The sequence below is a fragment of the Stenotrophomonas sp. B1-1 genome (assembly GCF_010894375.1).
Classification (GTDB): Bacteria; Pseudomonadota; Gammaproteobacteria; order Xanthomonadales; family Xanthomonadaceae; genus Stenotrophomonas.
The window spans coordinates 41,193-60,925 of record NZ_JAAIUZ010000005.1 but is presented as its reverse complement, the minus strand read 5'-3'; the positions used below and the strand labels follow the sequence as shown (position 1 = coordinate 60,925).

At 64.7% G+C, this 19,733-nt stretch carries 21 protein-coding genes and 1 tRNA gene; 10 read left to right on the top strand and 12 right to left on the bottom strand.

Annotated elements, in window-relative coordinates:
* Positions 1–246: 246 nt before the first annotated feature.
* Entirely contained in the window at positions 247–3,366 is a 3,120-nt protein-coding gene (locus G4G00_RS03490) for a discoidin domain-containing protein (RefSeq protein ID WP_164271234.1), read from the bottom strand.
* Between the two features lie 262 nt (positions 3,367–3,628).
* On the opposite strand from G4G00_RS03490, the gene G4G00_RS03485 reads away from it, so the two are divergent.
* The gene (locus G4G00_RS03485) at positions 3,629–3,871 is read left to right on the top strand and encodes a hypothetical protein (RefSeq protein WP_164271231.1); all 243 of its coding nucleotides are present in this window, start codon (positions 3,629–3,631) and stop codon (positions 3,869–3,871) included.
* A gap of 30 nt (positions 3,872–3,901) precedes the next feature.
* Positions 3,902–4,393 (top strand): DNA-binding protein, encoded by a 492-nt coding sequence (locus G4G00_RS03480; RefSeq protein WP_108752917.1) that lies wholly within the window; start codon positions 3,902–3,904, stop codon positions 4,391–4,393.
* 38 nt (positions 4,394–4,431) lie between these two features.
* Here G4G00_RS03480 and G4G00_RS03475 read toward each other — a convergent pair whose 3' ends face one another.
* Entirely contained in the window at positions 4,432–5,505 is a 1,074-nt protein-coding gene (locus G4G00_RS03475; protein ID WP_164271228.1) for an MBL fold metallo-hydrolase, read from the bottom strand.
* A 101-nt stretch (positions 5,506–5,606) separates the two neighbouring features.
* Between G4G00_RS03475 and G4G00_RS03470 the strand changes: the two genes are divergently transcribed.
* The gene (locus G4G00_RS03470) at positions 5,607–6,218 is read left to right on the top strand and encodes a TetR/AcrR family transcriptional regulator (protein WP_108761857.1); all 612 of its coding nucleotides are present in this window, start codon (positions 5,607–5,609) and stop codon (positions 6,216–6,218) included.
* A gap of 115 nt (positions 6,219–6,333) precedes the next feature.
* The gene (locus G4G00_RS03465; protein WP_164271225.1) at positions 6,334–7,353 is read left to right on the top strand and encodes an aminoglycoside phosphotransferase family protein; all 1,020 of its coding nucleotides are present in this window, start codon (positions 6,334–6,336) and stop codon (positions 7,351–7,353) included.
* Between the two features lie 114 nt (positions 7,354–7,467).
* On the opposite strand, the gene G4G00_RS03460 is transcribed toward G4G00_RS03465, so the two are convergent.
* From G4G00_RS03460 to G4G00_RS03430, 7 genes are all read right to left on the bottom strand, one after another.
* Positions 7,468–8,331 carry a DMT family transporter gene (locus tag G4G00_RS03460; protein ID WP_275898488.1) on the bottom strand — a complete coding sequence of 288 codons (864 nt, stop codon included), beginning with the start codon at positions 8,329–8,331 and terminating at the stop codon, positions 7,468–7,470.
* Between the two features lie 32 nt (positions 8,332–8,363).
* The gene (murB, locus tag G4G00_RS03455; protein WP_164271222.1) at positions 8,364–9,413 is read right to left on the bottom strand and encodes a UDP-N-acetylmuramate dehydrogenase; all 1,050 of its coding nucleotides are present in this window, start codon (positions 9,411–9,413) and stop codon (positions 8,364–8,366) included.
* Positions 9,410–10,465: a quinone-dependent dihydroorotate dehydrogenase gene (locus G4G00_RS03450; RefSeq protein ID WP_164271219.1), complete on the bottom strand. Its 1,056-nt coding sequence runs from the start codon at positions 10,463–10,465 to the stop codon at positions 9,410–9,412. The genes murB and G4G00_RS03450 overlap by 4 nt, the downstream gene beginning before the upstream one ends.
* Before the next feature lie 9 nt (positions 10,466–10,474).
* The gene (locus tag G4G00_RS03445) at positions 10,475–11,245 is read right to left on the bottom strand and encodes a class I SAM-dependent methyltransferase (protein ID WP_108752922.1); all 771 of its coding nucleotides are present in this window, start codon (positions 11,243–11,245) and stop codon (positions 10,475–10,477) included.
* 5 nt (positions 11,246–11,250) lie between these two features.
* Positions 11,251–11,535: a DUF4190 domain-containing protein gene (locus G4G00_RS03440; RefSeq protein ID WP_108752923.1), complete on the bottom strand. Its 285-nt coding sequence runs from the start codon at positions 11,533–11,535 to the stop codon at positions 11,251–11,253.
* A gap of 137 nt (positions 11,536–11,672) precedes the next feature.
* The gene (locus tag G4G00_RS03435; RefSeq protein ID WP_234414686.1) at positions 11,673–12,458 is read right to left on the bottom strand and encodes an SDR family oxidoreductase; all 786 of its coding nucleotides are present in this window, start codon (positions 12,456–12,458) and stop codon (positions 11,673–11,675) included.
* Positions 12,459–12,475: 17 nt separating this feature from the next.
* The gene (locus tag G4G00_RS03430; protein WP_108752925.1) at positions 12,476–14,008 is read right to left on the bottom strand and encodes an aldehyde dehydrogenase family protein; all 1,533 of its coding nucleotides are present in this window, start codon (positions 14,006–14,008) and stop codon (positions 12,476–12,478) included.
* A gap of 193 nt (positions 14,009–14,201) precedes the next feature.
* Between G4G00_RS03430 and G4G00_RS03425 the strand changes: the two genes are divergently transcribed.
* From G4G00_RS03425 to G4G00_RS03410, 4 genes are all read left to right on the top strand, one after another.
* Positions 14,202–14,278 (top strand) — tRNA-Arg (locus G4G00_RS03425).
* Positions 14,279–14,562: 284 nt separating this feature from the next.
* On the top strand, positions 14,563–15,330 hold the full coding sequence (locus G4G00_RS03420; RefSeq protein WP_164271216.1) for a TIGR04255 family protein: 768 nt from the start codon (positions 14,563–14,565) through the stop codon (positions 15,328–15,330).
* 1 nt (position 15,331) lies between these two features.
* Entirely contained in the window at positions 15,332–15,955 is a 624-nt protein-coding gene (locus G4G00_RS03415; RefSeq protein WP_164271213.1) for a hypothetical protein, read from the top strand.
* Between the two features lie 80 nt (positions 15,956–16,035).
* A complete protein-coding gene (locus G4G00_RS03410) occupies positions 16,036–16,494 on the top strand; it encodes a hypothetical protein (RefSeq protein ID WP_164271210.1) in 459 nt (152 codons plus the stop codon).
* A gap of 19 nt (positions 16,495–16,513) precedes the next feature.
* On the opposite strand, the gene G4G00_RS21885 is transcribed toward G4G00_RS03410, so the two are convergent.
* The 3 genes from G4G00_RS21885 to G4G00_RS03400 form a co-directional block, all read right to left on the bottom strand.
* Entirely contained in the window at positions 16,514–16,852 is a 339-nt protein-coding gene (locus tag G4G00_RS21885) for a site-specific integrase (protein ID WP_240336075.1), read from the bottom strand.
* Positions 16,791–17,336: a hypothetical protein gene (locus tag G4G00_RS21880; protein WP_240336074.1), complete on the bottom strand. Its 546-nt coding sequence runs from the start codon at positions 17,334–17,336 to the stop codon at positions 16,791–16,793. Before G4G00_RS21880 ends, G4G00_RS21885 begins: the two co-directional genes overlap by 62 nt.
* Before the next feature lie 1,079 nt (positions 17,337–18,415).
* The gene (locus tag G4G00_RS03400; RefSeq protein ID WP_164271207.1) at positions 18,416–18,604 is read right to left on the bottom strand and encodes a hypothetical protein; all 189 of its coding nucleotides are present in this window, start codon (positions 18,602–18,604) and stop codon (positions 18,416–18,418) included.
* A 13-nt stretch (positions 18,605–18,617) separates the two neighbouring features.
* On the opposite strand from G4G00_RS03400, the gene G4G00_RS03395 reads away from it, so the two are divergent.
* Together G4G00_RS03395 and G4G00_RS03390 are read left to right on the top strand one after the other, a co-directional pair.
* Positions 18,618–18,899: a hypothetical protein gene (locus G4G00_RS03395; RefSeq protein ID WP_164271205.1), complete on the top strand. Its 282-nt coding sequence runs from the start codon at positions 18,618–18,620 to the stop codon at positions 18,897–18,899.
* A gap of 153 nt (positions 18,900–19,052) precedes the next feature.
* Positions 19,053–19,718 (top strand): hypothetical protein, encoded by a 666-nt coding sequence (locus G4G00_RS03390; RefSeq protein WP_164271202.1) that lies wholly within the window; start codon positions 19,053–19,055, stop codon positions 19,716–19,718.
* Positions 19,719–19,733 lie beyond the last annotated feature (15 nt).

The window sequence follows — 19,733 nt, the reverse complement described above, 5'->3', positions numbered from 1 at the left end:
AAGGTTGGCACCTACGGGATCGCGGGCGGTCTGTGCTTTGGTAGGCGTCGACCTTGGTCGACGCAGGGCGTGCCAACCAAGGTTGGCACCTACGGGATCGCGGGCGGTCTGTGCTTTGGTAGGCGTCGACCTTGGTCGACGCAGGACGTGCCAACCAAGGTTGGCACCTACCAAGGCAAAACGTGCCAACCAAGGTTGGCACCTACCAAGGCAGGGCGTGCCAACCAAGGTTGGCACCTACCCGGGTCACGGCCAACGCGCCTCAAGCGTCTTGAACGGTTTCGCCAGCAGCACGCCATCTTTGTCGAAGTTCGATACCGCTCGCCCATCCACGCGCACGTCCTTCGGCAGGGTGCGGCTGGGCCACCACAGGCGTACGGGCGTGCCCTTGCGCAGTCCTTTGCCCAGCGACACCGTCAGGCGGCCATCGCGCTGCCGGGCCTGCATCTGCAGCGTGCCATAGGCGGTGGGCAGGCGGTCCACGGCCAGGCCTTCACCCGCTACCCAGGAAGGGGGCGCCCCCGGCAGCAGTGACAGCGCGTCGTCGTCTTCGCGCATCAGCATGCCGAACAGGGTACGGCCGTACTCGGCGCCGATCCAGGTGTGCGGCATGTCGCCCAGGTAGCGCGGGAAGCGCAGCCGCGAATGCACTACTTCCGCCAGCACCTGCCACTGCAGCGGCCGGCGATCGTGCAGCAGGCCCTGCAGCAGTTCGTCGGCTGCTTCGGGCTGGCCCAGGTGTACGTAACTCAGCACGTTGCGGATTTCATACGGCGTATAGGCATACAGCGCACCGGGCTGGTTGCGCTTGCGCACATCGTCCAGGTAGCGGGCGAAGGTGGTGCGAAGGGCCTCGGCGGGCAGCACGCTCTGCGCGCCGGTGGGGTCCAGTGCGATCGACACACCGGTCGGGTCGCCGTCGCCCAGGTCTGCCGAGGACGGTATGAAGTCGATGCCCTTCCATGCCATGGTCGCGCGGATCGAGGCATGCAGTGCGTCATACAGCGCCTTGTACTGTTCGCGCGCCCACGTTGCGGTTTCATGGTCGCCCAGCGATTCGGCCAGCCACGCACCATCATGCCAGCCCTTCAGACCCCAATAGTCGTCCCAGTAGCTGTGGGTGGGTGAGGGGTAGCCTTCGTGGCTGATCGACGGAGCAAGAATGCCGGCGAAGCGCTCCGGCGACGGCTGGTCGGCCATGTAGCCCGGCACCAGGGTGCGCTCGCGCAGTTCCTGCAGGAAGTGCAGCGCGGCCTTCACCTTGGGCAGATAGGCGCGCACGCTTTCCGGCCCGCCATCCAGCCGTGCGACGTCGGCCACCAGGGTGATGTACTGGCCCTGGCTGTCGTACTCGATGTCCGAGCCGAAGCCGGTGTTCACGCTGCCATCGTCATTGAGGATGGGGGACACCAGGCCGTTGTCATGCACGCCGTGTTCGCTGTACCAGGCCAGGTAGTCGCGCGCGACCTTGGCTTCGCCCATGCGCAGCAGCACGGCCGAGGTCGCCATGCCATCGCGGATGAATGAGCGGTTGTAGTTGCGTGGGCCAGGCTGCATCGCCGGGCCTGTCTGGTTGATCAGCATATAGGCGGCCTGCGCGCGCAGCATGTCCACCAGCGAAGGATCGGGCAGGCGCAGTCCCACCTGGCCCAGCCGTGCCTGCCAATCGTTGGAGGCGCGGCTGGCCAGCGTGTCGAAGGCCGTGCCGCCGTCGCGTGGCAGCGATGCCAGGTCCAGGGGCGGTGCCTGGGGCAGCACGCCATTGGCATCAGCGTTGGCGGTGCCAAGCGGGAAGGCCACCACGACGGCTTCGCTGGCACCGGGGGCCAGGCGGATGCGATAGCTCAGCGCCGCCGCGGCCAGGCCGGCGGCATCGCTGGCCTGTTTCGCTGCAGGCAGTTGTCCGCTGGCGATGGCCGCGGTGATTTCGGTGTCGCCCTCGTTGCCGAACGGCGCGCTGCCTGCGGCATCTACGCTGGTGAGTGACTGCAGCAGGATGCGGCCATTCACGCGCACGGCGTTGCCTGCAACGGCCACCTCGCGGATCGGCGACAGGCCGCCGTTCTGCCACGGCGGGTTCATCTGCATCGGTCGCACGGCCAAGCTCAGCGTGCCTTCGATCGCTGTAGTGCCGGTGTTGTGCAGACGATGCCGCACGAAGGTGACCGGCTGACCGTCGCGCTCGATGGCGAAGGCCTCGCTGCGCAGTTCCAGCCCCGCCTGCGGCGACCAGGTGGCCGATGGCATGGGTTTCCAGCCATCGCGAAGGGCGTGCTGCACGGGGTGTCCGGCGGCGCCGGCGGTGCGGCCATCGGCGCTGCGCCAGATCGGTTGAACCAGCGGCGCGCCCTTGAAGGCCTCGATGTTGCCGTATTCGTCGAAGATGGATTTCTGCCGGCCCGCGTGCACGCCCACGGCCGTCCAGTACGTCTGCTGCATGTGCAGCGAGGCAGGGAACAACGCGCGCTGCGCGCCGCTGGCGGCGATCTGGTAACGCTTCATCGGCGTCATCACGGCCTTCGGGCCGAGCAGGCGGATGCGTTTTATCTGCGGTGCATCGCCTGCCACGGTCAGCCGCAGTGCCTGCAGGTCGAGCGGTGCATCGGCTGCCAGCCAACTCTGTTGCCGCGTGGCGGCCTGCGCATCGCGCGCCAGCTCGTGCCAACGACCTTGCGCGTCCTGTGCCTGCAGCCGTGCGGCGCCGTGCACGCTGGCCCAGTCCACCGCCAGCCCGGTGCTGGGCTGCGCGCGGGGCAGGATGATGTCGAGCGTGTGGCTGCCGTCCTTGCCAGTGGGTAGGGCCACCGTGTCGCCGCCCTGCCATAGCGCAGCGGTCTGGGTGGCATCCAGCCCGGCTACCTGTGCGCTGAGCGCGGTGTCGAGCGGTTCCATTTCGAAGATCGACACGCCCCAGTCGGACGTGCGCTGTGGGCTGGCCAGGCGCAGGTAGCGGGCCTGGCGGGGCGCGAAGTACAGGGTCTCGATGCCGCCCAGCGAATCGGCCATGACGTAGGCCGTCTGCCAGTGGGTGCCATCGAGCGAGGTCTGCAGCGAATAGGCTTCGGGGTTGGAGACATCCCAGGTGAGGCGCGCGCCTGCCAGCATTGCCGGTTTGCCCAGATCGATCTGGAACCAATGGCCGGGGCTGAACGCGCCACCGGTCACCGTCTTCGGATCGTTGTCGATCAGGTGGCCGATCGCCATCGCTGGCACCTGCTGCGATGAGGCGCTGGCCTGCCATTGCGCGCGCGGTGGCAGGTTCTGTGCGCTGACCGCCGCCGCCAGTGCCAGGGTGGGCAGCAGCAGTGCCTGGGCGAGGCGCCGGTGCGGCGGGGGAGTGGTGCAGCGGTCGGCGCAGAGCGTCATTGCGAAGGCCTCACATGAGCACGGCCCGGGAACGGGCAGGGCTACGCTAGCAAGGGATGTAAGCGGTTACATGACGCATCGCAGTATGTGGGTGGGTATGGCTGGGGGAATGCGTGCCAACCAAGGTTGGCACCTACCGCTGTGTCGTGGGTGCCTCTGGATCGGTACTGGAGAACGCGTACGGTTGATCGCGGTGTTCGCACACAGAATGGGTTGTCACTTGACAGCCAATCCGGCTGACTCCAGACTCCGAGGGAAAGGAATGCCCCGTTCGCGCCATCCAGACAAAGACATTGAGGCCGCGCTGCGTTTTGCGGAAGAGCGTGGTTGGTGGTTACGTATCGGTGGCAGCCATGCGTGGGGGAGGATTTACTGCCCCTACAACGACAAGGAGTGCCGCTGCGGCGAATTCTGTGTCGTCAGCATCTGGAGCACGCCGCGCAATCCCGCGAACCACGCCAGGGCGCTGCGCCGTGTTGTGGAGAACTGCATCCGTGAGCAATGACGCACCTGCCTGCCCCGAAGGGTTGTATCCATGACCGAGTTCACCTTCATTCTGAAATTCCGTCTGCCTGATGCTGGTGCAGATGCCGGCGAGTTGGAGCGGCAACTGGCTGAAGCGGGTTGCGACGATGCATTGCTGGGCATCGGCCGACCAGGTCGGTTGGCGCTTGAGTTCTGCCGACAGGCCGCCAGCGCTCAGGACGCCGTCTCATCGGCACTTGCCGATGTACGGGCCGCGGTGCCGGGTGCTGAGCTGATTGAAGTCAGCCCCGATCTGGTGGGGCTGACCGATGTGGCAGATCTGCTGGGCATGTCGCGGCAGAACATGCGCAAATTGCTGCTGTCACACCCGCACACCTTCCCTGCACCCGTGCATGAAGGCAGCGCATCCATCTGGCACTTGGCTGACATTCTTGCGTGGCTGCAGGCGCGCGGTAGCCAGAAGGTCAGCAGAGAACTGCTGGAACTGGCTGCCGCGGCCGCCCAGGTAAACGTGGACAAGGAGCAGCAACGGCGGCGGTAGAAGGCGTGCCAACCAAGGTTGGCACCTACCGGCCGGGGTTATCGGGGGGATTCCCACCAGCGGGTGCCGGGCGTGGGGGCCTGCATGTCGAGGGCTTCGCCCATGATCGGGGTGGCGACGGGGACGTTGTGGGCAGCGGCCAGGGCGGTGATGCGTTCGAACGGTTGCTGCCAGTCGTGCAGGGCCAGGTCGAAGGTGCCGTTGTGGATCGGCAGCAGCCACTTGCCGCGCAGATCCAGGTACGCCTGCAGGGTCTGTTCGGGCTGCATGTGTACGAAGGCCCAGCGTTCGTCGTAGGCGCCGGTTTCGATCATGGTCAGATCGAACGGGCCGTACTTTTCACCAATGGCCTTGAAGCCATCGAAGTAGCCGGTGTCGCCGCTGAAGAAAATGCGGAAGTCGTCATCCTGGATGACCCACGACGCCCACAGGCTGCGGTCGCTGTCGCCCAGGCCACGACCGGAAAAATGCTGGCCCGGGGTGGCGGTCAGGCGCAGGCCGCCAGCGGTGGTGCTCTGCCACCAGTCCAGCTGTTCCACCTTGGCTGCATCGATGCCCCAGGCGATCAACTGGTCGCCCACGCCCAGCGGCGCGATGAAGCGCGTGGTCTTGCCCGCAAGCGCGAGCACGGCGGCATGGTCCAGGTGGTCGTAGTGGTTGTGCGACAGGATGACGCCGGCGATGGGCGGCAGTTCGTCGATGCTGATGGGCGGTGCGTGGAAGCGTGCCGGGCCCATCCACTGCACCGGCGAGGCGCGTTCGGAGAACACCGGGTCGGTCAGCCAGTACTGGCCGCGCAGCTTCAGCAGGAGGGTGGAATGGCCCAGGCGGAACAGGCTGCGATCGGGCGCGGTGTCGAGCGTGGCGCGGTCCAGTGGTTGCACGGGAATAGGCTGCGTGGGCACGGTGCCCTTGGGCTTGTTGAACAGGAAGGTCCACCAGATCTCCAGACCATCACGCAGGCCCATGGCCGGCTTGGGCAGGACGTTGCGGAACTTGCCGTCGCGGTACTGCGGCGAGTCGGGGAAGTCGGGCAGGGACCAGGATTTGCAGAACGTATAAGCGGTCACGGCAAGGGTTCCAAGCAGGAGGACAAGGAGCAGGCGCTTCATCGGGGACGTCCGCTGGGTACACTGCACAGTGTAGTTTCCGATTTCGAAAGTACACTGGCCGGTGTAAAATATCGGCGTCCGTTCAGATTCCTGGTAACGCCATGTCCCGTGCCCCGCAACGCCTGACCGATCGCAAACGCGAAGCCATCGTGCGCGCGGCGGTGGAAGAGTTCCGCGCGGCGGGCTACGAGGCGACCAGCATGGACCGCATCGCGGCGGCCGCCGGGGTGTCCAAGCGCACGGTCTACAACCATTTCCCCAGCAAGGAAGAACTGTTCGCGCTGATCCTGGAAGAGCTGTGGGAAAGCAGCGTGGCGAGCGTGGACGTGCCCTACCGCGCCGACCAGCCGCTGCAGGCGCAGTTGCTGCAGTTGCTGGCGAAGAAACTGGAGCTGCTGGGCGACCCCAACTTCATTGACCTGGCACGGGTGGCGATGGCCGAGATCATCCATTCGCCCGAACGCGCGCAGGCCATCGTCTGCCGCATGGGCGAAAAAGAGGGCGGGGTGAGTGCGTGGGTGCGCGCTGCGGTGGCCGATGGTCGCCTGCGCGAGGTCGATCCGGAATTCGCCGACCAGCAGCTGCAGGGCCTGGTGAAGGGCTTTGCGTTCTGGCCGCAGGTGACGCTGGGGCAGCCGCCGTTGGCCGCAGCCGAGCGTACGCGGGTGGCCGAATCGGCCGTGGCGATGTTCCTGGGGCACTACGCGAAGTGACGTGACGTGACGCTGCGCTGTTTTGTCGCAGCTGGCCAAAGATGTGACCGGTTTGCCTGCGCGCTGTAAAGCGTGTCTGCGATAGTGGGCGTGCCCTCCACGCAGTCGGGTGTTCATGTCACTTGCAACGGCGCCGCAGATCGGGGAAGTCCTGCAGCAGTCCTATGGCATCACGCCCACGGCGGTGGTGCCGCGCGCGGTGGGCGCCGATGCCCATGCGGCGGTGTACCGCATTGATGCGCGTAACGCGCAGTGGTGGCTGAAGTGCCGCCGTTACCAGGTGAACCCGGCAGTGTGGGACAGCCTGCACTGGTTGCGCGGCACGCTGGGCATCGAGGAAATCGTGGCGCCGTGGCCCACCCTGGCCGGTGCCGCGTCGGCACAGCGCTGGGGCCTGCAGTTCACGCTGTTTCCCTATATTGAAGGGCAATCGGGTTTCGAGGCGCCGCTGAGTTCGGCGCAGTGGCAGCAGCTGGGCCGCGTGCTGCGTTGCCTGCACCAGGCGCGCCTGCCGGCAGCGATGGCGAGCGCGCTGCCGCAGGTTGCGCTGGATACCGACGCGCTGCTGACGGTGGGGCAGTGGCTGCAGCAGCCCGGTGCGCTGCCGACGGCCACGGATCGCTGGGGCGAGGCGTTCCTGGCGCTGTGGCAGCAACAGCGTGCGCGCATTGCGCAGCTGCATGCACGCGCCGAGGAACTTCAGCAGGGCCTGCAGGACCAGCGTGCAGAACTGCGGGTGTGCCATACCGATCTGCATGCCGGCAATCTGTTGATGGATACGGCTGGCCGACTGCATCTGATCGACTGGGATGGCCTGGCGCTGGCCCCGCGCGAGCGCGACCTGATGTTCGTGGGCGGCGCGGTGGGCGGCCGGTGGGGGCGTGAGCGCCCGCAGGGTTTCGTGGAAGGCTATGGGGAAGATCTGGGCGATGCGCGATGGATTGCCTGGTACCGGCATGTGCGCGTGCTGCAGGACCTGATCGAGTTCCAGCAGATGCTGCTGGGGGCGCAGGCGCAGGGACGTGCGGCGCAGCAGCGGCGGCAGGCGCTGCATTTCCTGGGCGAGCAGTTCGCGCCGGGGAATGTGGTGGATGCGGCCGAGCGCGCGTACCGGGTGGCGTGCTGCGTTCTGTAGAGTCGAGCCATGCTCGACTGCCGTGTGTTGTAGAGTCGAGCCATGCTCGACTGCGTTCGGCAATTCAGTCGAGCATGGCTCGACTCTACAAAGAGCAGTCGAGCAAGCTCGACTCTACGGGGCAGGCGCGCGGGCGCGGCGGGCCAGTACGGCTTCGCGGTGGGCGATGTAGGCGTTGGCGGCCAGGATGATGCCGGCGCCGATCAGGGTCCAGCGGTCGATGGTTTCGCCAAACAGCAGCCAGCCGCACAGGGTCACCAGCGGCAGTTGCAGGAAACTGATCGGAGTGAGTGCCGAGACTTCACCCAGGCGTAGCGCGCGGGTCCACAGCAGCTGGCCCACGGTGCCCATCACGCCGGTGGCCACCAGCCACACCCAAGCCATGCCGGTGGGCCATACCCAGACGAACAACGCCGGGACCAACGACAGCGGCACCCAGAACACGTAGGTGTAGAGCACCACCGTATCGGCGCTGTCCACGCGGGTGAGTTGCTTGATCTGTATCGCCACCAGCGAGCTGAGCAGGGCGGCGGCCACGGCCACCAAGCTGCCTGCGGAAAAGCCGGCGGTGCCGGGCCGCACGATCACCAGCACGCCGATGAAGCCGATCACCACCGCCGCCCAGCGGCGCACGCGCACGATCTCGCCCAGCCAGAGCACCGCGGCAATGGTGACGAACAACGGCGTGGAATAGGACAGCGATACCGCCTGCGCCAGCGGCAGGTGGCCCAGCGCCCAGAACGCGCACAGCATCGAGGCCAGGCCGATGGCGCTGCGCAGGAAATAGCGCGGCAACTGCTGGGTCTTCAACGGCGCACGGCCCGGGCGCAGCAGCATGGGCAGCAGCGCCAGCAGGCCGAAGGCATTACGGAAGAAGGCCACTTCCTGGGTGGGCACGTAGCGGGTGGCGTAGCGGATCGCCACGGCCATCAGCCCGAACGCCAGGGTGCTGCCCAGCATCAGCAGTGCCGCCCGCAACGGGGCGGCGGCCGGGCCCTGCACGGCGGTGTTCACCACTGGGCGCCGAGCAGGCGCGGTTCCGGTTCAATGGGCACGCCGAATTTTTCCAGCACCGAGGCGGAAATGCGCCGGGCCAAGGCCAGCAGTTCAGCACCGCTGGCATTGCCGTGGTTCACCAGCACCAGTGCATGGCTGGCGGCCACGCCGGCATCGCCTTCGCGGAAGCCCTTCCAGCCGCAGGCGTCGATCATCCACGCCGCCGACACCTTGCGCTGGTCCTCGCGCTCGGCCGGGAACACCGGAAGCTCGGGGAAGTGCTGCAGCAGCACCTCGGTCTGTTCCAGCGGCAGCACCGGGTTCTTGAAGAAGCTGCCGGCATTGCCCAGCACATCCGGGTCGGGCAGCTTGCGGCGGCGGATCGCGATGACCGCGTTGGCCACGTCCACCGCGCTGGGCAGTTCCACGCCCTGTGCCTGCAGTTCCTCGCGGATGCCGGCGTAATCCATGCGCAGATCGTGCAGCAGCGGCAGCTTCAGTTCGATGGCGGTGATCAGGTAGCGATCGGCCTGCTGCTTGAACACGCTGTCGCGGTAGCCGAAGCCGCACTGTTCGTTGTCCAGCCGCACCCAGGCCTGGTCCTGGCAATCCCAGGCTTCAACGGCCTGGATGAATTCGCCCACCTGCGCGCCGTAGGCACCAATGTTCTGGATCGGCGCGGCACCGGCGGTGCCGGGAATCAGCGCCAGGTTTTCCAGCCCGGACAGGCCATTCTGCAGCGACCACATCACCAGCCCGTGCCAGGGCACACCGGCACCGGCGCGGATGACCGCATGGTCGGCGCGGTGTTCCAGGAAGCTGATATCGCGGTTGCCGAACACCAGCACGGTGCCGGGCAGATCGTCGGCGATCAGCACGTTGCTGCCACTGCCCAGCACCAGCAGCGGGCCGCCGGCAACGCTGGGCAGGGCCAGCACGTCGGGCAGCAGGGCCGGGTCGTGCAGTTCCAGCAGCTGCGCCGCCGTGGCCTGCACATGGAAGGTATTCAGCGTCTGCAGCGGCGCGTTCTCGGTCAGGGTCCAGCGCAAGGGTGCGGTGCTCACAGCGGTGCCACCGCGCCACGGCTGGGCGCCTCGCGGCGGCGACGGATCGCTTCCACGCAGTCGGCCACCAGCGCAGGGCCCTTGTAGATCAGGCCGCTGTAGCACTGCACCAGCGACGCACCGGCGGCCATCTTGGCCACCGCATCGGCGCCGGACAGGATGCCGCCCACGCCGACCAGCGGAATGGATTCGGGCAGGCGCGCGCGCAGGCGGCGCAGCACCAGGGTGGACTGGTCCAGCACCGGCGCACCGGACAGGCCGCCGGCCTCGTTGGCCAGCGGATCGCCGGCCACGCGGCTGCGGTCGATGGTGGTGTTGGTGGCGATCACCCCGTCCACCTGCAGTTCGCCCAGCACGCGGGCGGCGGCATCGATATCGCGCTCGCTCAGGTCCGGTGCCACCTTCACCAGCATCGGCACGCGGCGGCCATGCTGCGCCGCCAGCGCTTCCTGGCGATCGCGCAGCTGTGCCACCAGCTGGCGCAGCGCGGTTTCTTCCTGCAGCTCGCGCAGCCCTGCGGTGTTGGGCGAAGAAATGTTCACCGTGATGTAGTCGGCCAGCGGATACACCTTGTCCAGGCAGGTGATGTAATCGTCGGCCGCCTGTTCGTTGGGGGTGTCCTTGTTCTTGCCGATGTTGATCCCAAGCAGGCCGCGGCGGTCACGCGCGCGTTCCACGTTGCGCACCAGCGCATCCACGCCGGCATTGTTGAAGCCCAGGCGGTTGATGATGGCGCTGTGGGCGGGCAGGCGGAACAGGCGCGGCTTCGGATTGCCTTCCTGCGGGCGCGGGGTGATGGTGCCGATTTCCACGAAACCGAAGCCGAGCGCGAACAGTGCATCGATGTGCTCGCCGTTCTTGTCCAGGCCGGCGGCCAGGCCGACCGGATTGGGGAAGGTCAGCCCGAACACCGTGCTGGGCATCGGCGCGATGCGTGCGGCCAACAGCGGCGTGGTGCCGGTGCGGTAGGCCAGGTCCAGAGCGGACAGGCCGAGGCCGTGGGCGCGCTCGGCGTCGAGCGAGAACAGGAAGGGGCGGGCAAGCGAATACATGCGGTGGTTTCAGTCCAGCGTGCCGAGGAAGGCTCGGGTTTGATATTCAAAGGCGACCTGGCCGTCCACGGCGTGGGCGGCGAACAGGTCCTGCAAGGCGGCCAGCATGGCATCGTGGCGCGGGTGCCCGGCCTGCGGCGCATACGAGGACGACAGCAGGCGGCCGCGCAGGGCGTCCAGGTCCAGGTGCTGCACGTTGGGCAGCTGCACCCAGCCGCGCAGGCCGGGGCCGAACCAGGCCTGCATGGTGGCATCGTCCTGGTAGCGCTCGGCCACGGCGGTGTAGTCGGTGCCGAAGTCCAGCAGCAACTGCTCGTAGCCGACCAGGAACGGGCTGGCGTCGAGCAGGCGCGAGTTCCAGTACACCAGGGCCAGGCCGCCGGGGCGCAGGATGCGCTGCCACTCGGCGCGCACGGCTACGGTGTCGAACCAGTGGAATGCCTGGGCGGCAGACACCAGATCCACGCTGGCATCGGCCAGGCCGGTGGCTTCGGCACGGCCATCGACGGCGCGGAACTGCGGGTACTGCGGCGCCAGCCATTGTTCGGCGGCGGCGCGCATGGCGGCATTGGGTTCCACCGCCACCAGCGGGTGGCCGGCGGCCAGGAACTGGCGGCTGGAAATGCCGGTGCCGGCGCCGATGTCGGCCACCAGGGCCGCGGTGGGCACGCCCATCGGGCCATGCAGCCAGTCGATCAGGGCGGCGGGGTAGTCGGGCCGGTAGCGCACGTAGTCGGCTACCCGGCTGCTGAAGCGTTCGGTGCTGTCAGAAGCGCTCATGGCGGTCAGTTCGACATGGCGGCCAGCCAGGCCAGGCCGCCGAAGAAAGCGATGAAGGCCAGGATGCCCAGCAGCACCATGCCCACGTTCAACCAGCCCAGGATCAGCCCGGTCAGGGCCAGGCCATCGCCTTCCAGATCGGTGGGGCGGCGGCGGATTTCGGCGCGGGCCATGTGCCCGGTAATGATGGCCACGATGCTGGCCACGAACGGCAGTACGGTCCAGCCTGCAATGCCCAGCACCAGGCTGAGCACGGCCACGGTGCTGGTCTGTCGGGGTGCCACGCTCATCGGGGTCCTCCTTGGCAGTGTGCACATGATAGTGCCTGCGGGTGGCCAAGCCCAAGGGCGGCGGGGAACGCTCTGGTAGGCGTCGACCTTGGTCGATGCGAATCGCCAACCAAGGTTGGCAGCTACCAGGGCCAAGGTCAGCCCATCAGCACTTGGCCGCCATCGACGTTGAGCACGTGGCCGGTGATCCAGCGTGCCAGCGGCGAGCACAGGAACAGGGCGGCGTTGGCGATTTCCTGCGGCTGGCCGAAGCGGCCGAACGGGATCTTGGCCAGGGTGCCGTGGTACAGCGCGGGGTCTTCCACGCGGCGGCGATCCCACAGGCCGTCGGCGAATTCGATCGAGCCGGGGGCGATGGCATTCACACGGATGCGGTGCGGGGCCAGCGCCAGGGCCTGCGAGGTGGTGTAGTGCGAAAGCGCGGCCTTGGCCGCGGCATACGGCGCGCCACCCGGGCGCGGTTGCTGCGCGGCAATGGACGACAGGTTCAGGATGCAGGCATCTGCAGAGGCGCGCAGCCACGGCTGGGCCAGCCGCGAGGCACGCACCGCCGCCATCAGGTCGATCTGCAGGCTGGCTGCCCAGCCGTCTTCATCGTCGGCCATGCCGTAGCCGGTGGCGTTGTTCACCAGCACGTCGATACCGCCCAGTGCCTCGGCGGCGCCGTGCAGCCAGGCGTCAATCTGGTCGAGGACGGCCAGATCGACGGAGGCGGTGTGCAGCGGCGTGCCTTGGGCCTGGGCGTCGGCCTGCAGGGCATCCAGGCCGGCCTGGCCACGCGCGCAGACCGATACCTGGGCACCGGCGCCGGCAAAGGCCAGCGCCAGTTCACGGCCGATGCCCTTGCTGCCGCCGGCGATCAGTACCCGGCGGCCGCTGAGGTCGAGGGTCGGAGCCCCTGCGGGGATCCGACCCTGGGCCATGGCCGAATCGTTGGCCATCACAGATCGAACTTGATGCCCTGGGCCAGCGGCAGCGAATCGGAGTAGTTGATGGTGTTGGTCTGGCGGCGCATGTAGACCTTCCACGCATCCGAACCAGATTCGCGACCACCGCCGGTGTCCTTCTCGCCACCGAAGGCGCCGCCGATTTCCGCACCGGACGTGCCGATGTTGATGTTGGCGATGCCGCAGTCGCTGCCAGCGGCCGACAGGAACTTCTCGGCGGTCTTCAGGTTGGCGGTGAAGATGGACGAGGACAGGCCCTGCGGCACGCCGTTCTGCATGTCGATGGCTTCATCGATGTTGTCGTACGGCATGACATACAGGATGGGCGCGAAGGTTTCGTGCTGTACCACCGCGTCGCTGTTCTTCAGGCCCGACACGATGGCCGGCAGCACGAAGTTGCCGGCGCGGTCGATGCGGGTGCCACCGGTTTCGATGGTGCCGCCGGCGGCCTTGGCCTGGGCGATGGCATCCAGGAACTGCTGCACGGCGCCTTCGCTGTTCAGCGGGCCCATCAGGTTGGCGGCATCGGTCGGGTCGCCGATCTTGCCTTCCACCTGCTTGTAGGCCTTCACCAGCGTGGCCAGCACATCGGCGTAGATCGAGCGGTGCACGATCAGGCGGCGGGTGGTGGTGCAGCGCTGGCCGGCGGTACCGACCGCACCGAACACGATGCCCGGCACGGCCAGCTTCAGATCGGCGGTTTCGTCCAGGATGATGGCGTTGTTGCCGCCCAGTTCCAGCAGGCAGCGGCCGAGGCGGCGGGCCACCTTTTCATTCACGGTGCGGCCGACCTGGGTGGAGCCGGTGAAGCTGATCAGCGGCACGCGGCGGTCGTCCACCAGGGTCTCGGACAGGGCGGTGCCGGCGTCGTTGACCAGGAAGAAGATGTCCGGGAAACCGGCTTCGCGCAGCGCTTCGTTGCAGATGCGCATGGAGGCGATGGCGGTCAGCGGGGTCTTGTTGGACGGCTTCCAGATGCAGATATCACCGCAGATGGCGGCCAGGAAGGCGTTCCAGCTCCACACCGCCACCGGGAAGTTGAAGGCCGAGATGATGCCGACCAGGCCCAGCGGGTGGTACTGCTCGTACATGCGGTGGCCGGGGCGCTCGGAATGCATGGTGTAGCCGTACAGCATGCGGCTCTGGCCCACGGCGAAATCGGCGATGTCGATCATTTCCTGCACTTCGCCGTCGCCTTCGGGCTTGCTCTTGCCCATTTCCAGCGCAACCAGCGAACCCAGCGCGTCCTTGTGCTTGCGCAGCGCTTCGCCGCACAGGCGCACGGCCTCGCCACGGCGCGGGGCCGGGGTGGTGCGCCAAACCTTGAAGGCTTCCTGCGCACGGGCGATGACGATTTCGTACTCGGATTCGGTGGTGGCGCGCACCTGCGCGATGGCCTCGCCGGTGGTCGGGTTCACCGGGGTGATCAGCTCACCGCCATTGGCGTTGGACCATTCCCCGTTGCCCAGGTAGGTGCCGGCGTTGATCGCGTCCAGGCCAAGGGATTTGAGCAGCTCGGAAGACATGCAGACTCCTGTATTTCGTTACGTTGTAGGCGCCGCCGCGGGCAGGTGGGGGATGCAGCGGACTGAACCGCCGATGGTAGCAGAGCCGCCCGGATACCCATGGTGCGGCGCGCCAGCGGGCGTGGGAGTTGGGGGATGGGAAACATGAATGCTTGGAGGGCAGGGGGCTTGCCTGTAAACTTGGCGGCTGCATGGCCCCGTAGCTCAGCTGGATAGAGCGTCCCCCTCCTAAGGGGAAGGTCGCCCGTTCGAATCGGGCCGGGGTCACCATGAATCAATAGGTTACGCGAGCGTTGCTTGTGTCGGGTTGCCGTTTTTAGCGATATTTTTCGCTTCGTTTGGCACAGTTGGCACAGAGGAGGCAGATGGGATGCGTGAGCGGAAGATGCTGTCCGGTGAGGGGCCGCTGCCTCCTAGGCACTTAGACCCTGCTGCGGAGAGCCCCTTGCCCCTCTAGGCAGCTCGTCGACGGCATGCTATTCGTAGGCCGTGGATCCGTACAATGGATCGACCTCTGGCATGACGCCAACCTACTATCCGGACTGATAGTCGCAATGACAAACGCACCGATCGTTGAAGTAATCGCCGAACTGCGGTGGGGTGAGGGGAGCCCAATCCATCCCGCGCCTTTTGCATTTGCAAATGAATCCGAATACATCAAGTTCGGGATAGAGGTGGGCAAGTTTGGGTACAACCAACTTGAACGCACGATGCCACAAGGGATTCCAGGTCAGCCCGGTGGAACCGTGGCATACCGATACCGCTTAGGTGAGGGCGATTTCAATACTCTCTACCAACTCGGTGTAGGCATATTTACGACCAATGGATTGGCCCCTTACACATCTTGGGCGAGCTTCCGCGACGTGCTGCAAAAGGGTGTTGAGGCTTTGAATGCGGTCTCTCCCTTGGCCAGCAAGGCTGAGGTGTGGTGTGTGGTGAAGTACATTGATTTCTTCAATGAGTCTCATCTTGCAGGCCTGACCGCTACTGAGTTCTTCGCGGACGTAGTGGGTTTGCAGTACCAAGAGCTTGATTCGGCTAAAGATTTTTCGACTGACACCAGCGCGTCTTCCATGAGATTCTTTTATTCAAGTAAGGACTCGAATGGTCGAGAGCTCGCCTTGGACGTTGGCGAAGGCGGGCTCCACGACAAGCCTGGAATCGTAATGAATACCACCATCATCTCGTCGGCACTTAAGGCGGAGTCCGTTGAAGACGTGATGACGTCGTTCGATGATTTGCAAGCGGTTGCTCACAAGACATTCTTCGAAATGGTCAATCGAAGCGCTCGCGTTAGCGCCAACCTTGGGTTGGGAGGCTGAAATGCAGGTCGAAAATTTCGAAATTTTAGGCGCAAGAGTTGGTTCGTCAGCAACCTTTGCTGGCGCTATTCCTGATTTGGCGTCGACGATCAGCGGACTGACTTCGGCCGCCGCCATTTTTTCGACCTTCCAGTCATCGGTCTTTACAAGTGGCGTTGCGGTGGCGCAGGCGTTAGAGGCAACGAGGAGCATTCACGCTTTCGCTTCGAAGATTACACTTTTGTCTGAGATCAGGGGATTTAGGGATCTTCCGGAAGACTGGGATGGAGAGGGCGCGGCGCCTATTGCCTCTCAAGCTATTTCTACGGCTACTCAATTCGTAGAATTGATGGGTGGCACGATGTCTACCCCCATTGCTTACCCTAATCCCAATGGAACAATTACGCTTGCGTGGCGCTGGCGGACTGGGCGTGCTGAGCTGGAAATCGGCAAGACTCGCCACTCTTGGATTGTCGTTGACAAATCCCCTGGCTATCCCCGCCGAACGTCATGCTCAGGCGATAACGAGAGGGTGCCAGAACTGGGGATGTCCGACTTGGCTCGTGCAATTGCGCATAGTTCCAAGGCAGAAGACCCTCGCACCGTCCTGTTCACTATGAAGCATGCATGGGAAGAAGCCGCGTAGTTGCGGGTCTGCCAAGATACTTGGGACTGAAATGGGCTTATCTACATAACGAGGGTGTGGTGAGTAGTTCAGGGGATTTCATGGAAGATGAGTTGATTGTCAGGATTTTGAAGACTCCCCATTTCTACAAGAAGGGTTCCTTGACCTCTGCTGCTTTTCGGCCCCAACGTGGGCACGCTAAGCTCTCCACTATCCGGTGGCTGGATAGGGAAGATCCCGACGCTAAGGTTAAAGCCAGATGTGCGTCTATTGGCAACACAGGTAGCAACCTCTATTGGGGTGTGGCTGCACTGACTGCTGGTGATTATTTAAGCGAGAGTCTTGGGCTCGAGTACACCCCAGAGGAGTACCCGGGCCACACGAACGTCGTTTTTCCGGCCGCCGTACCACATGAAGAGCCGCTCGAGGGCGAGCTTTTTGTGCGTCAGAGTGAGATTGCCGCTGCTCTCATCGAAAAAGCGAAGGCTATTGTCGACCCTTCGCCTGGCTCGCCAGAGTGGACGATTTATGATTCCGCACTTCCATTAGAGCGTCGTTAGCTCTAAGCATGTATGTTAATCAGTAGTGCAATCTAGAGACGGCCATCTCATCGCCATCTGGAGTTAGATGTGCGTAGTACTTTTCAGTTGTCGCGTAGTCTGCATGACCCGCAAGAACTTGCACACGACGCAATGGCACGCCAGCCATCACCATATGAGCGCAGAAGGTGTGGCGGAGCCTATGTAGGTGACCACCAACACCTGCCGCCTCCGAGTCTTTCTTGAACCAGTCTGACACGGTGTCCTTGTGCACCGTAACCAGCGGGTCAGGCAGGTGACGGAGGGCCCACCTTGCATTAGCGGTTGAGGGGAACCTCCCGCCACTTACCTGACTTTGTCCGGCCTTCGCCGCTTTCATTCGGATCGCTCTCCACGAAGAGACGGTCGGCCACGACTGAGCTTTTCTCCAGGCCGATGATCTCGCCCCGCCGCAGCCCGGTGTGGGCCATGAAGAGCCACAGCGGCGCCCTACCAGGGTTCGCGCGATACAGCCGACCCATTGCCGCCCGGTCATAGAACTTGACTGCCACGCTCCGCACCCCACGAGGAGCCTTCACTGAGGACAGCGGGTTCACGTCCAGCTCTTTCCATTCGACGCCGCGGTTGAAGGCCGCTTTCAGCCGTCGAATCTCCTTCCCCACAGTTTCCTTTGCAGCCTTGTCGTCCATCAGCCTCGCGCGCTTGTACTGTTCAACCTCGACCGCGCGGATGCTGTCGATCGGCCGGTGGCCGAAGCGCTCGATGAAGCGCGTCACCTCGCTCTTGGCCTTTGAAATCGTGGTCGGGTGCCCGGCCTCGTACCAGTCCAGATACCACTCCAAGTAGTCGCGAACCTTGGGCAAGCGCGCCAGGATCCGCACCCCGTGCGTCAGCTCGGCTTCTTTCGCGGCACGAATTCTCTCCGCCTCACAGGCGTCAGGTTGCCCAATGAACCGACGAAAGCGCTCGCCGCCTTCCGGCCAGTCGAGGTAGGCCTTGCTGCCCCGCCAGTAGAGTCAAACCTTTGCCATTCCTCTGCGCCCTCAATCGCGGCATAGAGCGCCGCCTTTTTGTACAACTGCTTTCCCATGAAGCGGCGGGGCGTGAGCCCCTAGCCCATGGCGTTCTTCCTAAACTGGCTATTGGAGACGCCGCAGTAGTGGGCAGCTTCCTAGACTGTGAGCCAGTCTTTGCCGGACAGGTCCAGCTTTTCAGCGGCTCCCATGGGCACCTCCAGCAGCTTTCCTCCTGCCGGCGGTCTGTTCGACTAGGCTGAGGTTGAACTGCACGACGTTCTCCGCCACTGCCGCTGCCGGCGCTGGGCGCGCGCTGTGCGAGCTGCAGGTACTCGCCACGTGCGCGCATCTGCCACGGGCGACCACTGATCGGGCCCAGGTCGTAATTGCCGGCTTTGTAGTGGTCGGCAGATGGGCCTTCCTGATAGCGCAGCTTCACCAGGTAGTGCGGCCGGCCGGCGCAGAACCCGCTTTCGGTGTGCGGTCCGCTTGCGCTGCGCACAGTGAACAGCCGTGGCCTACGGCGCCAGCTGGTGGCCTGGCCCGGCAGGTCAGGAGGGCCAGAGTTCGCGTTGGGCTCGTCCTTGTACCAGGACCACACCTTGTCTCCAGCCTGGAACGGCTGCAGTTCTTCGGTACCCGCGTGCGCGCGGTCCGAAAGAGGGGGCGGCAGATCGCGGATAGAGAAGATGCCGCCGCGCCCGTTCGCTTCGCTGAAACAGGTGAATGCGAACGGGGCGAACGCGATCAGGGCGACCGCGCTGCCACCAGATCTGATGACGTAGAACCCCCGCCGGCATGCCGTGGTTCCGTATTCGAAGGGGCAGCCGAGGATGGTCTGGCGCGACCAGCCGCGTGCAACCCACCTGGCGATCATTGACGCGGCTATCTCGCGCGCAACGTCCAAGTCCATAACGCTGGTGGAATCAGACATTGTCATCGTCCTCTTCGGCATCGTCTTCGCCGCAGTTGGAGCAGGTGTGCTGGCCTCGGTGCCAGTTGCCGCATTCGTTCCAGCAGAGGCCGTTGCCGCAGGTCTTGCAGACACCGGCATCACTGAGGTCGAGCGGATCATCGCAGACGCAGCACAAGCCAATGGGCATGCCTTTACCCATGGATCACCCCCACTTGATCCGCGCTGGAAGTTCGGCCAGCATCCGCCGCGTCACCACTCGAGAGGCGGTCATGGAGAGCATTCAGCACTACACGCGGGACGGCGAGTACAAGGGAATTGGTTTCGACGTGGAAATTTGGCAGTTCGATACCGGAGAAATTGCGGTTCAGGCGGTTTACGTGGATGGGTTCCCCAGCCGCAGACTGTCCGACGGACACCGCGAAGAATTCAACAGTGTCCAGGAGGCTTTCGAGTACGGATCGAAGCTCGCACGGGAGTTGATCGACCATCCCTGAACGCGGATGGTCAGCCATTGCCCACCGCCCCGCTGTCGTTCATGGCGGCCATGCTCTGGTTCGAATGGATGTAAGTCATGGCAGAATCGGTTCCAGCATGGACAGGGGGATTACGCGATGGCGATGTGCCCGCTCGCAGTGGACTGGGGGAACGTGGCCGACTGGGCTGCCGTTGGTGTAGGTGTCGGAGCAGCAGTGGCCACGACTGTGGTAGCGATGCTCGCTCACCGCACCTCCAAGCGAGCGGCTGAGATCGCCGAGGAGGCGACACGAATTGCGGCTCAGCAGCATCAAGAGGCGGTGGACAATCGCGAAGCTAACGCGCGTATTGTCGTCAGGTTGCTCTTGCACGAAGTCTCTGAACTTCCTGTTCAACTTGCGATTCAAATAAAGCGATGCGAAAGGCGCGTGAGCAGTAATGGTCAGGGCACAGCTTCCAAGTACCGTGTTGGGTCTCTTGTTCGAGCGTTGCGGGCAGCGGGTGGCTCGTTTCTGCCAGGTACAGAGCAAGTGCTCGATCGAATTCCAAATCTTCGAGACGAAATTGGCGATGATCTCGCCACACTGGTTGGTTACAACCGAACCATCAACCAGATGAGTCAAGATCTCCTGCCGATGGTGGTTAGTTCGCCGATCCCAAATTTGAGCGGAGTGCCGAGTTTTTCGTACACAGGGAACGAGGAGGATATAGAACTTTTCCGCAAGTACCTGGCAGTATTCCTCGGCCTGGCCATCGACTTTGCGAACCGCTTTCGCGCATATGGCGGTGTTGAACCGTACGATTACTCCAAGTACGAGGAGTTGACGGACAGGACCTGACGTGGCGGTGCGGTT